Origin of the sequence: Rhodococcus maanshanensis NBRC 100610 (assembly GCF_001894865.1) — a bacterium.
In the GTDB taxonomy this organism is placed as follows: Bacteria; Actinomycetota; Actinomycetes; order Mycobacteriales; family Mycobacteriaceae; genus Rhodococcus_G; species Rhodococcus_G maanshanensis.
In genome coordinates, this window is the sequence record NZ_BCXA01000008.1 from 85669 (window position 1) to 100553 (window position 14885).

General features: G+C 70.1%; 14 protein-coding genes. 4 read left to right on the forward strand and 10 right to left on the reverse strand.

All coding sequences use genetic code 11. The features are described 5' to 3' along the window. Positions 1-8 precede the first annotated feature (8 nt). Positions 9-1412, reverse strand: a complete 1404-nt coding sequence (locus tag RM1_RS05290; RefSeq protein ID WP_072750313.1) for an Rv0497 family membrane protein — start codon at positions 1410-1412, stop codon at positions 9-11. Further along, positions 1409-2362: a Ppx/GppA family phosphatase gene (locus RM1_RS05295; protein WP_072750314.1), complete on the reverse strand. Its 954-nt coding sequence runs from the start codon at positions 2360-2362 to the stop codon at positions 1409-1411. The genes RM1_RS05290 and RM1_RS05295 overlap by 4 nt, the downstream gene beginning before the upstream one ends. Before the next feature lie 66 nt (positions 2363-2428). Here RM1_RS05295 and RM1_RS05300 point away from each other — a divergent pair, with 66 nt between their 5' ends. Beyond that, a complete protein-coding gene (locus RM1_RS05300; RefSeq protein ID WP_072750341.1) occupies positions 2429-3226 on the forward strand; it encodes a DUF3109 family protein in 798 nt (265 codons plus the stop codon). Positions 3227-3297: 71 nt separating this feature from the next. After that, positions 3298-3645 carry a hypothetical protein gene (locus tag RM1_RS05305; protein ID WP_072750315.1) on the forward strand — a complete coding sequence of 116 codons (348 nt, stop codon included), beginning with the start codon at positions 3298-3300 and terminating at the stop codon, positions 3643-3645. Positions 3646-3705: 60 nt separating this feature from the next. Here the strand turns inward: RM1_RS05305 and RM1_RS05310 are convergent, their stop codons facing one another. The 3 genes from RM1_RS05310 to RM1_RS05320 all read right to left on the reverse strand — a co-directional run bounded on the left by RM1_RS05310 (position 3706) and on the right by RM1_RS05320 (position 6660). After that, positions 3706-4395 carry a winged helix-turn-helix domain-containing protein gene (locus RM1_RS05310; protein ID WP_027500771.1) on the reverse strand — a complete coding sequence of 230 codons (690 nt, stop codon included), beginning with the start codon at positions 4393-4395 and terminating at the stop codon, positions 3706-3708. Further along, positions 4392-5702 carry a sensor histidine kinase gene (locus tag RM1_RS05315; RefSeq protein WP_072750316.1) on the reverse strand — a complete coding sequence of 437 codons (1311 nt, stop codon included), beginning with the start codon at positions 5700-5702 and terminating at the stop codon, positions 4392-4394. The genes RM1_RS05310 and RM1_RS05315 overlap by 4 nt, the downstream gene beginning before the upstream one ends. A gap of 190 nt (positions 5703-5892) precedes the next feature. Further along, a complete protein-coding gene (locus tag RM1_RS05320; RefSeq protein WP_174562919.1) occupies positions 5893-6660 on the reverse strand; it encodes a phosphoglyceromutase in 768 nt (255 codons plus the stop codon). A 48-nt stretch (positions 6661-6708) separates the two neighbouring features. Between RM1_RS05320 and RM1_RS05325 the strand changes: the two genes are divergently transcribed. Beyond that, complete coding sequence (locus RM1_RS05325; protein WP_072750318.1) at positions 6709-7770, forward strand: DNA polymerase IV; 1062 nt, start codon at positions 6709-6711, stop codon at positions 7768-7770. A gap of 72 nt (positions 7771-7842) precedes the next feature. On the opposite strand, the gene RM1_RS05330 is transcribed toward RM1_RS05325, so the two are convergent. The 5 genes from RM1_RS05330 to RM1_RS05350 form a co-directional block, all read right to left on the reverse strand. Next, positions 7843-9435 (reverse strand): AMP-binding protein, encoded by a 1593-nt coding sequence (locus RM1_RS05330; RefSeq protein ID WP_072750319.1) that lies wholly within the window; start codon positions 9433-9435, stop codon positions 7843-7845. A 133-nt stretch (positions 9436-9568) separates the two neighbouring features. Further along, positions 9569-10078, reverse strand: coding sequence for a type III secretion system chaperone family protein (locus RM1_RS05335; protein WP_072750320.1), 510 nt, complete (start codon positions 10076-10078; stop codon positions 9569-9571). Continuing rightward, entirely contained in the window at positions 10075-11403 is a 1329-nt protein-coding gene (gene mshA / locus RM1_RS05340; protein ID WP_072750321.1) for a D-inositol-3-phosphate glycosyltransferase, read from the reverse strand. The genes RM1_RS05335 and mshA overlap by 4 nt, the downstream gene beginning before the upstream one ends. 101 nt (positions 11404-11504) lie before the next feature. Continuing rightward, entirely contained in the window at positions 11505-12329 is an 825-nt protein-coding gene (locus RM1_RS05345) for an alpha/beta fold hydrolase (RefSeq protein ID WP_072750342.1), read from the reverse strand. Positions 12330-12417: 88 nt separating this feature from the next. Continuing rightward, complete coding sequence (locus RM1_RS05350) at positions 12418-13758, reverse strand: serine/threonine-protein kinase (protein WP_072750322.1); 1341 nt, start codon at positions 13756-13758, stop codon at positions 12418-12420. Positions 13759-13945: 187 nt separating this feature from the next. Here RM1_RS05350 and RM1_RS05355 point away from each other — a divergent pair, with 187 nt between their 5' ends. Then, a complete protein-coding gene (locus tag RM1_RS05355) occupies positions 13946-14836 on the forward strand; it encodes a DUF4436 family protein (RefSeq protein ID WP_218019677.1) in 891 nt (296 codons plus the stop codon). The last annotated feature ends 49 nt before the right edge of the window (positions 14837-14885 follow it).

Below are 14885 nucleotides of genomic sequence, written 5' to 3' on the forward strand. Positions count from 1 at the left end.
ACCCTCGGTCAGGTCGTGAGCAGGAAGGCGAGCGGACCGATCGTCACGAACACACCGACGATGATCGCGATCAGCAGGCTCACCAGGTCGTCGGTCTGCCGCAGGATCCGGACCACCGCCACCAGGCCGGCGATCACCAGCACCGCGAGGATCAGCGCCACCCATGGCAGCACGTCCCACAGCTTCTCGAAGCCCTTGAACAGCAGCCCACCGACCAGCAGGGCGACAATGCCCTGACCGATCAGGACCGCCCACTCCCGGGCCGCGTGCTTGTCGTCTCGATCGGAGGGCGCGTCGTCGACCGCTACCTCCGGCTCCAGATCCTCCGGGTCCTCCGGCTCCGCGGACCCGGGAAGCGCGCTCTCACGCACCGACTGCTCGGGCGCCGGTTCCCTGAGTGCTTGTTCCTTGAACGTGGACGTCTTCGGCACCACGATCCGTGGGATCTCGCCGGTGACGTGCACCAGCGCCCTGGCTTCCTCCAGCGTCTCCCGGCGCGAGGTGCCTGCGGCCCTGGCCTGCCGCATGAGGTCGCCCTCGACCGTTGACCCGGACAGCAGTCCCGGCTCACGGATGGGGGTGTACGGGACGAAGCCCGGGCGCGGGGCGGGCGGAACCTCAGCGACCGGCATGGCCGCGGTCTTCGGCTGCTCCGCGATCGGCGCGCGCATGGAGGTCTCGGGTCTGGCCTTCGGCTTCTCGGCCTGCGTGGGCTGGGCGTCGACCCGATCGAAGGCGCCGGACCGGTACTGCGGCGGAAGGGCGGCAGCGGTGGCCGCGGGCGTGACATCGGGCGCGGCGCTCGCGCGGTACTGCGGCGGCGTCACGGCGGTCGGCGGCGCGGGGGCCGGTGTGACGGGGGCGGATGGGGGTGAGACTCGTTCGAACTTCGGCGCCTCTACCTTCGGCAGCTCGAACTTCGGCTCCTCGACCTTCGGCAGTTCGAACTTCGGCGCCTCTACCTTCGGCAGCTCGAACTTCGGCTCCTCGACCTTCGGCGGCTCGGGGATCGGCGGAATGGTGGGGCGCTCCCGCTCGGGGACGGTGTACCGCGCGACGACCGAGGGCACCGGCGTCCGGTCGGCCCGCCGGGACCGGGGCTGCGCGGGCGGGGAGGAGGTGGCGGCCGGTGCGGGCGGGGTGACCGGTTCGGGCGCTGGCGGTGCGACGGGTTCGGGCGGTATGACGGGCGCGGGCGGCGCGAGGGATACCTCGGGCACCTCGGGGATCGTGTGCCGCGAATCCTCTGGCGGCCTGACGACGGGGATCTCGCCGGTCAGTTCGGCGACGCTGATCCCGCCACCGGCCACTCCCCGACGCCGACGTCCACCGCGGGACTCGACCTGCTGGCCGTTCCTGGCGAGCAGCTCGGCAACTGAGACCTGCCCGGTGTCCTCGGATCCTTCGCTCATCGCGTACTCACCACCAGTTCTCCGCCCATCTCGGTATCCAGCTTCCGCAGGATCAGCCCCTCACGCAGAGCCCAGGGGCAGATCTCCAGCGAGTCCACCGACATCGCCCGCATGCTTGCCTCCGCAATCAGTGCGCCCGCCACGATCTGCTGCGACCGATCCGAGCTCACACCCTCCAATTCTGCGCGGTCCGACATCGTCATCCTAGAAATGAAAGCGATCAGTTGGCGCAGACCGCTGGCAGTCAGTGTCCTCTGCACCCGGGGTCCTGCGGCGGAGGGCGCGGCCCCGGTGAGTCGCGCCAGCGACCGGAACGTCTTGGACGTCCCGACCACCCGGTCCGGCGCTCCGGCGGCACGCAGGGCCTTGGCGGGCTCGACCAGCTCGGCGTCGAGCCAATCGCGCAACACCGCCACCCTGCGCTTGCCTGGCGGGTCGGCCTGCAACCAGTCCCTGGTCAACCGTCCGGCACCGAGCTGGAGGGAGAACGCGACGTCCGGGTCCTCGTCACCGCCCGCGGTCAGTTCCAGCGAGCCGCCACCGATGTCGAAGTTCAGGATCCGGCCCGCGCTCCAGCCGTACCAGCGGCGCACCGCGAGAAAGGTCAGCCGGGCCTCGTCGACGCCGGACAGCACCTCGAGCGCGACCCCCGTCTCGTCGCGGACACGGGCGAGCACCGCCTCGGAATTGTTGGCGTCGCGGACCGCCGAGGTGGCGAAGGCCATCAGCTCGCCGCAACCGGAGGTCGTGGCGATGCTCGCGAAGTCCCGCACCGCCGCGACCAGCTTGTCGGCCCCCGACACCGTGATGTCCCCGCGGTCGTCGGTGTTCTCGGCGAGCCGCAGCGTCGACTTGGTGGAGCTCATCGGCGTCGGGTGAGCGCCCCTGTGGGCATCCACCACGAGTAGATGAACCGTGTTGCTTCCGACGTCGAGTACCCCTAACCGCACGTGACCACGGTACTGGGTCTACCGTCGAGACTTGTGACAGCAGGCAACACCACGCCCGATTCGAAGATGGAACCCACGCCGGAAGTCGACCCCGACTTCCCCCGCGAGTGGATCGAATTCGTGGACCCAGCCAACGCGGAACATCTCGTGGTGGCGGACCTGACCTGGCTGCTTTCGCGCTGGACCTGCGTGTTCGGCACCCCCGCATGCCAGGGCACCGTGCCGGGTCGTCCCGACGACGGCTGCTGCTCGCACGGTGCCTTCCTCTCCGACGCCGACGACAAGGCCAAGCTCGACCGGTCAGTGAAGCTGCTCACAAAGAGCGACTGGCAGTTCATGGAGAAGGGGCTCGGCAAGAAGGGCTACGTCGAGGAGGACGACCTCGACGACGAGCCCGCGCTGCGCACCAGGCGCTACCAGGGTGCCTGCATCTTCCTCAACCGCCCCGGCTTCGAGGGCGGGATCGGTTGCGCGCTGCATTCGATGGCGCTGCGCAAGGGCATCGAGCCGCTCGAGGTCAAGCCCGACGTCTGCTGGCAGCTGCCCGTCCGCCGCACCCAGGACTGGGTGGAGCGGCCGGACGGCGTGCAGATCCTCAAGACCGTGATCACCGAGTACGACCGGCGCGGCTGGGGCGAGGGCGGCGAGGACCTGCACTGGTACTGCTCCGGCTCGCCCGACGCGCACGTGGGCTCGAAGCCGGTGTGGCAGAGCTACGCCCCCGAGCTGACGGAGCTGCTCGGCAAGTCCGCCTACGAGGAACTGGCCAAGCATTGCCGTCGCCGCGCCGGGCTGGGCCTGATCGCCGTGCACCCGGCGACCACGGCCGCGCAGGCGAAGGCCGACCAGCCTCCCCGAACGTAACGATCGGTCTGCGTTGCGCCGATAACGGATCAGGAGGGCGCACCAGCCCTCCCCGTCATAGGGGGACGCTCATGTTCACTCGCACACTGGCGACGGCAGCGATGGTCGTCGGGACCGCGCTGGCGCTGGCACCGATGGCGTCCGCCGACTCCCCGGACGATCCGTACGGCTTCAACGCGGTTCGCGACCGCACCGACTACTTCGTCGCGCCCCTCGATGCGGGCGCGCTGGTCGGTCCGAACACCTACAAGCCGATCATCCTGAGCCCGTACGGCGCCACCCGCAAGATCGAGTGCCGCGGGGACGGCCACTACGTCTCGATCCACGAGTGCAGGCAGTACGACACGAACAACGTCGCGCACGACCTCCAGCTGCTCGCCAATCCGATCCGCCCGATCTACGTCTACAACCCGTTCTAGCCGTCGGGTACGGGCGCCCGGACCTGCACCGTGCGCCCGAAGCGACCGCGCGGCCCGGCGTCAGCCCTCGAGCTTGTACCCCAGCCCGCGCACGGTGACCAGATGTTCCGGCTTGGCCGGATCGGCCTCGATCTTCGACCGCAGGCGCTTGACGTGCACGTCGAGGGTCTTGGTGTCGCCGACGTAGTCCGCGCCCCACACCCGGTCGATGAGCTGGCCGCGGGTGAGCACCCGGCCGGAGTTGCGGAGCAGGTACTCGAGGAGGTCGAACTCCTTGAGCGGGAGCATGACCGTGTCGCCGTTGACCTGGACGATGTGGCGCTCGACGTCCATCCGCACCGGGCCCGCCTCGAGCACGCCGTCGTCGGCCGAGTCGTCGGAGTCGTTGTCGGCGCCGCGCCGCAGCACCGCACGGATCCTGGCGATCAGCTCCCGGGCCGAGTAGGGCTTGGTGACATAGTCGTCGGCGCCCAGTTCCAGGCCGACGACCTTGTCGATCTCGCTGTCGCGGGCGGTGACCATGATCACCGGGACGCCGGAGCGCGCCCGGAGTTGCTTGCACACGTCGGTGCCGCTCATCCCGGGGAGCATCAGGTCGAGCAGGACGATGTCCGCGCCGGACCGGTCGAACTCGGCGAGGGCGGACGGTCCGTCCCCCACCACCGTCGCCTCGAACCCCTCCTTGCGGAGCAGGAACGCGAGCGGGTCGGCCAACGACTCCTCGTCCTCCACGATCAACACATTCGTCACCGGTTTGCCTCCAGACTCGGCGCAGCCTCGTGCTGCGTCATTTCGTGATCGATCGATGCGGTCTTGTCGGTTGCGGACGTCTCGTCCGCAGCGGGGGGTGCGTCCGTGATCGGCGCGGACCTGAGCTGGGCCCCTGGACCCGAGATCGCGCTCCTCACCGGTGCGTCATCGGAGAGTTCCTCGTGCGCCGGGATGTGCAGCGTGAAGGTGGACCCGGTGCCGACCTTGCTCCACAGCGTGACGGAGCCGTTGTGGTTCGCCGCCACGTGCTTGGCGATCGCGAGGCCGAGCCCGGTGCCACCGGTTGACCGGGACCGCGCCTTGTCGACCCGGAAGAAGCGCTCGAACACCCGCTCCTGGTCCTCGGTCGCGATGCCGATCCCCCGGTCGGTGACGGCGATGGCGACCTTGTCCCCGCGCCGCGACCGGCTCACCGACACCGGCGACCCCTGCGGCGAGTACGCGATCGCGTTCTCCACCAAGTTCGACAGCGCGGTGATGAGCAGGGTCCGGTCGCCAAGCACCTCGAGTCCGCTCGGCCGGTCGGCGGTGACCGTGATGCCCGCCGCCTCGGCGGTGAGCCGCGAACGGCGCATGGCCTCCTCGACCACCTCGTCCACGTCGACCACCTCGAGGTCGGGCAGCTTCTCCGCGCCCTGCAGGCGGGAGAGCGCGATGAGCTCGCTGACCATGTTCCCCAGCCGCTTCGACTCGCTGAGCACCCGCTCGCCGAAGTGCCGCACGGATTCCGGATCGTCGGCGGACTCGAGGAGCGCCTCGGCCAGCAGCCCCATCGCTCCGACCGGGGTCTTGAGTTCGTGACTGACGTTGGCGACGAAGTCGCGGCGGGTGGCCTCCATGCGGACCTGCTCGGAGTCGTCGTCCGCGAACAACACGACGAATCGGCGGTCCTGCTCGCTGAGCAGCCGGGCCACCCCACGCACCGCGATCTTGTTCCTGCCGCGGGCCGGGTTCTTGATACTGAGGTCCATCTCGACCGGCACCCCGGTCGTCAGCACCTGATTCGCCGCCTGCCAGGCCCGTTCCTCGACGGTGCGGTTGCGCACCAGGCCCAGCTCCTCGGCGCGCGGATTGAAGAGCACCACGTCGTGGAACCGGTCGACCACCGCGATACCGCTGTGTGAGGCGAGCACGATGAGGTCGAGGACCTGGGACATGGTCAGGCCGGCCTGTTCGGCTTCACGCCTGGAGAACCGGTTCCTCAGGAACGGGACGAGGACCCCGCCGACCAGGTACCCGCCGAACGCGGCAACCACGGCCAGGAGCACGGCCTGAACAACACTCACAGCGCAATCGTACGGTCGCGTAAAGCCTGGCGGACGCAGGGTGGAGGCATTTCACCGCACGTCATGGCCCCGCGGCGCCCCGTTTTCCCGCTGTTCACCCTACGTTTGGTCGCTCCGCCGGCTCCGCTCCGGCGGTGGCCCGGGATCCCCGTCGTGGTCGCGACGAGGTCCCGGGCCGACATCGGAACTGCTACTTCGCGCCCTGGCTGGCGACCGCGGCGGCGCCTGCGGCGGCGGCCTCCGGGTCGAGGTAGGTGCCACCCCTGTTGAGCGGGGTGAGGCGGCCGTCCGCACCGACCTCGAGGTCGTAGCGCAGCGGGATGCCGGTCGGGATGTTCAGCCCGGCGATGTCCTCGTCAGAGATGCCGTCCAGGTGCTTGACCAGGGCGCGCAGCGAGTTGCCGTGCGCGGTGATCAGGACGGTCTTGCCCGCCTTGAGGTCCGCGGAGATCGTCTCCTCCCAGTACGGGATGAGGCGCTTGACCACGTCGAGCAGGCACTCGGTCAGCGGGACCTCGTCGAGGCCCGCGTAGCGCGGGTCGGCGTCCTGGCTGTACTCGGTGCCCGCCTCGATCGGCGGCGGCGGGGTGTCGTAGCTGCGACGCCACAGCATGAACTGGTCGTCGCCGTACTCGGCCTTGGTCTGGGCCTTGTTCTTGCCCTGCAGCGCGCCGTAGTGCCGCTCGTTCAGACGCCAGTCCCGCACGACCGGGATCCAGTGCCGGTCGGCGGCGTCGAGGGCGATGTTCGCCGTGCTGATCGCCCGGCGGAGCAGGGACGTGTACAGCACGTCGGGCAGCACGTCGTGCTCCTTGAGGAGCTGGCCGGCCCGCTTGCCCTCCCCGATGCCCTTGTCGGTGAGCGGCACGTCCACCCAGCCGGTGAACAGGTTCATGGCGTTCCATTCGCTCTCGCCGTGGCGGAGCAGCACAAGTGTTCCGGTACTCATGCCCACAATCCTGACATGCGCCCCACAGGGGGAAGGCTCCGGTCGCAGACTGAGTGAATGGGCACACGCAGGCGGTGGGTGCTACACGTCGACCTCGACCAGTTCGTCGCTGCCGTCGAGGTCCTGCGACGGCCGGAACTGCGGGGCCTGCCGGTGATCGTCGGCGGTCGCGGCGACCCCACCGAGCGCGGCGTGGTGTCGACGGCCTCGTACGAGGCCCGCGAGTTCGGGATCGGTTCGGGCATGCCGCTACGCGTCGCCGCCCGCAGGCTCGCCTCGCGCGGCGTCACCGACGCGGTGTTCCTGCCCGTCGACGGCGAGGCGTACACCGCTGCCTCGCAGCGGGTGATGGACACCCTGCGCGGCCTGGACGCGGTCGTCGAGGTGCTGGGCTGGGACGAGGCGTTCCTCGGCATCGACACCGACGATCCGGTTGGGTTCGCCCGCGCCGCCCAGTCCGCGGTGCTCGCGGCGACCGACCTGCACTGCTCCGTCGGCATCGGCGACAACAAGCTGCGCGCCAAGATCGCGACCGGCTTCGGCAAGCCGCGGGGCGTGTACCTGCTGACCGCGGACAACTGGTTCGAGGTGATGGGCGATCGCGGCACGGACGCGCTGTGGGGAATCGGCAACAAGACCGCGAAAAAGCTTGCCGCCCTCGGCATCCACACCGTCCGCGGGCTGGCCGACGCAACCGACGGCGAGCTCGCCGCCGCCCTTGGCCCGACCACGGGACCGTGGCTGCACCGGCTCGGCCTCGGCCTCGGTGGCGAGACGGTCACCGCAGAGCCCTACGTGGCCCGCGGCCATGGCCGGGAGACGACATTTCAGCACAATCTCAGCGACCCCGAGCGGGTGGCGGCCGAGGTGCGCCTGCTCGCCGAGCGGGTCACCGAGGACCTGCGGGCGGAGGGCCGGGCGGCGGTGCGGATCACCCTGAAGGTGCGGTACGCACCGTTCGACACCCACACCACCGGGGCGCCGCTGGCCGAGCCGACGCTGGACCCGGCGGTGATCGCGGATGCCGCCGCGGCGCTCACCGAGCGACTCGATCCGGGCCGCGAGGTCCGGCTCCTCGGCGTCCGGCTCGAGATGACCCCGCCGTCGACCGAGGGCTGACCGGCGCCGAGAACGCGACATGCGCGCGGCGGCAACGAGTGCCACCGCGCGCATGTCGCGACAGTACTGCGTCTAACCCCGCGTCGCTTCGCTCGCGCGAAGGTCCTTGCGGAGGATCTTGCCCGCCGCCGACTTCGGCACCGCGTCGATGAACTCCACGATGCGGACCTTCTTGTGGGGCGAGACCCGCTCGGCGACGAACGCGATGACCTCGTCCCCGGAGAGCTCGGCATCGGGCTGTCGGACGACGAACGCCTTCGGGACCTCCTCGCCCTCCTCGTCGAGCACGCCGATCACGGCAGCGTCGGCGACCTGCGGGTGGGTGAGCAGCAACGCCTCCAACTCGGCTGGCGGCACCTGGTAGCCCTTGTACTTGATCAGCTCCTTGAGCCGATCGACGATGTACACCACGCCCTCCGCGTCGACGGTGGCGATGTCACCGGTGTGCAGATAGCCGTCCGCGTCGAGGGTCTCGGCGGTGGCCGCATCGTTGCCGAGGTAGCCGACCATCACGTTCGGACCCTTGACCCACAGCTCGCCAGGCGCGCTGACACCCGCGGACGGGAGCTCGACCTCCTCGCCGGTGGCCGGGTCGACCAGCTTGTTCTCGGTGTTCGCGATCGGCTTGCCGACCGAGCTGAGCGGGACGTGGTCGTCCTCGAGCGCGATCGCGTGGCTGACGGGGCTCAGCTCGCTCATGCCGTAGCCCTGGCGGACGCGGCAGTTCAGCCGGTTCGCGACGGCCTTGCCCAGCTCCTCGTCGAGCGGCGCCGCACCGGAGAAGATGGTGTGCACGGTGGAGAGGTCGTACTGGTCGACGAGCGGATGCTTGGCCAGCGCGACCGCCACCGGCGGTGCCACGAAGATGTAGGTGCACTGGCGCTCGGAGGCGTTGCGGAGGAACTCGACGAGGTCGAACTTCGGCATCGTGACCAGGGTGGCGCGCTCGTACAGCGCCGCGTTGAGCAGCACGGTGAGTCCGTAGATGTGGAAGAAGGGCAGCACGGCCAGGATCCGGTCGTCGGCGCTGATGCCCATCCGCGGGTGGATCTGGCAGACGTTCGCCACCAGGTTCCTGTGGGTCAGCATCACGCCCTTCGGGCGGCCGGTGGTGCCCGACGAGTACGGCAGCACCGCGAGGTGGGTGGCCGGGTCGAAGCTGACCTCGGGGGCGGGGGCGCCCTGGGTGAGCAGGTCCCGCAGCGACGGATGCCCCTCGGCGCCGTCGAGCACGACGACCCGGTCGGCGGGGATGCCGACCTGCTCGGCGGCCGCCCGCGCCTGCGGCAGCAGCGGCGACACGGTGAAGAGGAAGCTCGCCTTGGAGTCGGTGAGCTGCTTGGCGATGTCCTCGGCGTTGTAGAGGGCGTTGACGGTGGTGGCCGTGCCGCCCGCACGCAGGATGCCGTGCAGCACGGACGCGAACGCCGGGACGTTCGGCGAATGCAGCGCGGCGACGTCGCCGACGGCCAGTCCGCGCGCCGCCAACGCGCCCGCGACGGCGTCGATCTGACCGATGAGCGCGCGGTAGGTGGTCTCCGCGCCCGAGCCGCCGTCGATGAGTGCGGGTCGGTCCAGGTCGACGTCGGAGACCTGACCGAACAGGAAGTCGTAGACGCTCAGGTTCGGGATCTCGACGTCGGGATAGGGGCTCTTGAAGCTCACGGGGGCCTCTCCTCGAGTGGTACGGCGACAGGACTGGCGAACCAGATAACTGTGACAGATGGACACAGTTATCACACCTGTGACAGCCGTCACAGGATCGCCGAAACCCTACCCCGGACCGGGGAGCCCCGCCTCAGTCTGCGTCGGCCGCCCGGACCTGGTCAGCGGACATCATGTGCACGAACGGCTGGAGGTTCGCGAGCGACTCACCGCGCGAGACCCGCCAATCCCATTCCCGCCGAATCGAAGTGGCGAAACCCAGCTCGAGCAGGGTGTTGAAGTCGCCGTCCGCGGCCTCGAGCACCTGCCCGAGCACCCGGTCCAGTTCCGAGCCGGTGACGGCGTGGGTGGAGATCTGGCCGAGCAGGTAGATGTCTCCGATCTTGTCGATCGTGTAGCTCACCCCGTACAGCCGCCGGTTGCGACGGAGCAGGAACCGGTAGACCCCCTCGAAGTTCTCGTCGGGCTTGCGGCAGACGAACGCCTCGACGCGGACGCCGTGCGCGCCGACGGTGAGCAGGCAGGTGGTCTTGAGCTTGCGCTCGCCCGGTAGCTCGACGATGAACTGGTCCTCGCCCTTGCGGGTGTACTCGAGTTCCCGCTCGGTCAGTTCGGCGTCGATCAGCTTCGCGATGTCGTTCACGTCCGCACTCCCCCCATTCGACGCAGCTTCCACAATCCCCTGCCGCGGCGCGGCGTGTGCTCGGGCAGCCTGCGGAAACTGGCGTTCGCCCGCTTGTAGCTCTCGAGCAGCCCGTCGGCGGTGTGCTCCCAGGAGAAGTCCTCCGCGTGCAGCGGCGCTCGGAGCGCCATCTCGGCCAGCCGACCGGGATCCGCGAGCAGCGAGTGCAGGGCATCGGCCCAGTCGTCGGTGCGATGACCTGGCACCAGCAGCCCGGTCTCGCCGGACCGCACGGCGACCCCCAGTCCCCCGACGTCCGCCGCGACGACCGGGGTCCCGCAGGCCTGCGCCTCGATCGCGACCAGCCCGAAGGACTCCGAATAGCTCGGCACCGCAACCAGATCCGCCGCGCGGTACACCTGCGCGAGCCGCTCGGGCGGCTGCGGCGGCAGGAACGTCACCCTGGCGGTGATGCCGAGCGAGGCGGCCAGGTCGATCAGCGAATCGGGCCGGTCCAGCCCGGTGCCCGATGGCCCGCCGACGATCACGATCCGCAGCGGCAGCGCGGGCTCGCGCTCGACAAGGGCCGCCGCGGCGCGCAGCAGCACGTCCGGCGCCTTGAGCGGCTGGATCCGGCCGACGAAGGTCACGATCAGCTCGTTCGGGTTCAGCCCCAGCTCGGCGCGGGCGGCGGCCTTGTCGCCTGGCCGGTACCGGGTCAGGTCCGCGCCGGGGGCCACCACGTCGATCCGGCGGGGGTCGGCGCCGTAGATGTCGACCAGCTGCCGGGACTCGTCGGCGGTGTTGGTGATCAGCCGGTCGGCCTCGGCCACCACCTGCTGCTCGCCGATCTGGCGGGCCGCCGGTTCCGGGACGTCCCCATCCGCAAGGGCGGCGTTCTTGACCGCGGCGAGGGTGTGCGCGGTGTGCACCAGCGGGACGCCCCAGCGGTCGCGGGCCAGCCAGCCCACCTGGCCGGAGAGCCAGTAATGCGAGTGCACCAGGTCGTAGTACCCGGGCTCGTGGTGCGCCTCCTCGCGGAGCACGCCCGCGGTGAACGCGCACAGCTGGGTGGGCAGGTCGTGCTTGTCGAGGCCCTCGAAGGGGCCAGCGACGACGTTCCGGACCAGCACCCCCGGCGCGGCCTCGACCACCGGCGCGTCGGCGGAGGAGGTGGCCCTGGTGAAGATCTCCACCTCCACGCCCCGGCGGGCGAGCTGCAGCGCGCTCTGGAGCACGTACACGTTCATGCCGCCGGCGTCACCGGTCCCCGGCTGCGCCAATGGAGAGGTGTGGACCGAGAGAACGGCCACCCTCCGCAACCGATGGTTCTGCGCTGGGGTCACGGGTCCATCTTGCCCTGTGGCGACCACGCGCGACGAAGCCGACCTGAGCACGTCGGCGGCGACCCGGCCGTCATCGGCCTCGGGCCCGCGCCCTGGCCGCGTCACAGCCCGTCGACGAATTCGCTGACCTCGGCGACGAACCGTTTCGGGTCCTCGACGAACGGCCCGTGGTCACAGCCGTCCCAGTACGACGCGGTGGCGGCCGGGATCAGCTCGGCCGCGTGCCGGGCGGCGGAGACGTCGACGACGGTGTCCGCGGTGCCGTGCAGGATCAGCGCGGGGACGGTCAGACCCGTGAGCAGCTCGTCGTGCCCGACCGCGCGGCCGAACAGCGCCGCACGCACCCGCGGCGGCGTCGACAGGCTGGCGCCGAACAGCGCCTGTGAGGCGACACCCTTGCCCTCGGCAGTGCCGGTGAGGGCGGTGCCGAAGCTGCCGAGCGCGCGGATCGACTCGCGCGGGTCCTCGGACATCGCGGCCGGGATGGCCGCGCGCATCGCCGATCCGACGCGGCCGCCCTTCTGCCCGGGACCGATGCTGGTGATGGCGCCGACCAGCACGATCGCGTCCACCGCGGCCTCGCCGAACTCGGCTAGGTAGTCGCAGATCACCAGGCCGCCGTAGGACCAGCCCAGCAGCACCGCGCCGGACTCGATGCGCTCCGCGGCGAGCACCGCCTCGACGTCCGACGCCCAGATCTTCGGGTCGTCGTAGCCGGCGGCGGGCGCGCCGGAGTAGCCGTGGCCACGCAGGTCGACGGCGATCACGCGGTACTTGGCGGAGAGCGCGTCGAGCACGCCGTCGCCCCAGCACCGCAGCGACTGCGCCCAGCCGTGCAGCAGCACCAGCGGACGGGCGGCGGCGTCACCCTCGACGCGGTAGACGATGGACGTGCCGTCGATGCTGACGGTTTCCCGGATAGCCATGCCGGCCATTCTGCGCCCCCTGGGCGGAGTGCGACCGTCCGCCCTGGGGCGCGCCTCGCGACCACGGGAGACCGCCCTGCGTCGCAACCTATTCGGGGTAGTAGGAGTCGGAGTGCGGGTCGGCGTAGTAGGGATCGTCGAAATAGGGGTCGTCCGGCGCTGCGGACGGGGGCAGGCCGCCGGGCGCGGGAACCGGGTCGGATTGCCTGGTCGGATTCGTGGGGCGCGTGCCGGCCGGTGCGCTCGGCGGGGCGGGGGTGTGCGTGGCCGACCAGGTGGGCGTGGGTCGAACCGGTTCGAGGGCGTCCGCCGGCCGTGCGTTGGCAGGCGTGGTCGGCGGCGGGGCGTCGACGGGCGCGTAGCCGACGGCGACTGCACCCGCGGCAGCGACGGCCACCGCCGCCGCGAGCAGGCAGGCTTTCCGTTTCGTGCTCGCCCGCCGAGCCGGGGTCAGCGCCGAGGCCTCGGCATCACCGCCCGGTTGTGCAGTCGTGTCCATCCCCTGGTGCAGCATCGCCGTCGGCAACGAATGCGGTTGTGGCGGGCCGCCGATGAGCGCGGTCCTGGCAGTCCCAGGGCCGATGACCACGGTGGTCGCGGCGTTCGGGCGCGGCTCTGTGGTGAGGGCGCGTTCGGCCGCGGCAGCGAGACCCCCGGCGGTGAAGTAGCGGTCGTCGGGGCTCTTCGCCATGCCCTGGGCGATGACCTGGTCGAACCCGGCGGGCACCCCGGGCCGGACCTGGCTGGGACGCGGCGGGGCCGCGGTCAGATGCCCGGAGATCTGTTGCTCGAGACTGTCCCCCGGGTAGGGGTGTGCGCCGGTCAGGCATTCGTGGAGCACGCAGGCCAACGCATAGACGTCGGAGCGTGCATCACCCTGCCCGGTGGTGAATCGTTCGGGGGCCATGTAGTGGAAGGTGCCAATCGTGGCCCCCGTGCTGGTCAGGCCCTTGTCCTGGGTGGAGCGGGCAATACCGAAGTCGATGAGGTAGACGAAGTCGCGGGCACTGACCAGCATGTTGGAGGGTTTGACGTCGCGGTGCACCAGGCCGGCGGCGTGCGCGGCGTCCAGTGCGGCCGCCACCTGTTCGACGACGGAGACTGCCACGACCGGGGGCATCGGCCCGTGCCGGGCCAGCAGGGTCTTCAGGTCGGTGCCCTCGATCAGGCGCATGTCGAGGTACAGCCGGCCCTCGATCTCTCCGTAGTGGTGAATGGGAACGACATGGGGCTCGCTCAGACGGGCGGCCGCGTGTGCTTCGCGGCGGAACCGCTCCCGGAACCCGGGGTCCGCGGCGGTGTGCTCGTGGAGCACTTTCAACGCCACGATCCGGTCGGTGAGGGTGTCGTAGGCCTTGTGGACCTTCCCCATGCCGCCCTCGCCGATCAGTTCCTGCAGGCGGTACCGCCCAAACGAGGTTCCATCCACGTACTTTCTCCCTCTTGACGAGCGCACCCGACAGCCGTCGTGTGCCACCTGTGCAGGCAACCGCCGGTGATCCACCGAGGGGTGGCCACCAGAGCCGAACGTCAAACCTGACTGAATTTTCAGTTCAGACCGGAGCGTAGCAGCCGATCGGAGCCGTCGCCCCTCGCTACGGTGTGAGGATGTCCGGGTGGACGAGGTTCCGAAGAAGGTGAACATGCCGACAAAGCCACGGCCCTCGGGTCGCAGACGTCTGTTGGTCCCGGCAGCGGCCGCTGCAGCGGCGGCCGCGGTTGGCGCGGGAATCTGGCTGCAGATCGGCGAACGCCAAGACTTGGACGCCGTCCATGTCTCCGGAGCATCCGAACCCGTCGACAGGGTCGACATCGAGGCGTCGGTGCAGCGGGTGGACGCGGCAGCACGAGAACTCACACTGCGAATCCTCGTCACTCCACGTGGCGCGCTCAGCGACGACGGCGGACTCAGCCCGAACGAGGACCTCACACTCCTGACCTCACCAGATATCCAGCAAGACTTGACATTTCGGGCAGACACACGAATCTCGACGGTCGACGTCCCAGTCGCGCTGTCCGGCGGCTCCATCACCGACTACCCCTTCGACAGCTATCTGACCGACATCGAGTTCGCCGCGCGGCAGGGCGATCACCCGGTCCCGGTCACCGCGACGCTGTCGAACCGGGATGCCCTGTTCCATCCCACTGTCGAGATCGCCGACACGACCGATACCGCCGCCTTCGAGGTCAGCGTCAGCCGCTCGAACGGCGTCTTGATCTACGCGATCTTCATGATGGCCGCCATGTGGGCGCTCGCGATCGCCGTCGTGATCGGTACCCGGTTCCTGACCTCCCGGAGACTTGGCCTGGTCTGGCCTGCCCTCGGCTGGATGGCCGCGACGCTGTTCGCCCTCGCCGCCTTCCGCAACACCGCACCCGGAGCCCCGCCCATCGGGTCGTTGCTGGATTACACCGCCTTCCTGTGGACCGAGGCGATCATCGCGTTCTGCGTTATCACCACCGTCATCGCGGGAGCACGAGCAGAACCACCCACAAATGACTCCTGATCCCCGATCTCGCCGCACCCGGCTCAAGCGGCGGACTCGGCATCCACTG

Bases quoted from the DNA above. Each gene is read 5' to 3' on its own strand.
- RM1_RS05290 (WP_072750313.1), bottom strand. From the start codon at position 1,412: ATGAGCGAAGGATCCGAGGACACCGGGCAGGTCTCAGTTGCCGAGCTG.
- RM1_RS05300 (WP_072750341.1), top strand. From the start codon at position 2,429: ATGGAACCCACGCCGGAAGTCGACCCCGACTTCCCCCGCGAGTGGATC.
- RM1_RS05305 (WP_072750315.1), top strand. From the start codon at position 3,298: ATGTTCACTCGCACACTGGCGACGGCAGCGATGGTCGTCGGGACCGCG.
- RM1_RS05325 (WP_072750318.1), top strand. From the start codon at position 6,709: ATGGGCACACGCAGGCGGTGGGTGCTACACGTCGACCTCGACCAGTTC.
- RM1_RS05345 (WP_072750342.1), bottom strand. From the start codon at position 12,329: ATGGCTATCCGGGAAACCGTCAGCATCGACGGCACGTCCATCGTCTAC.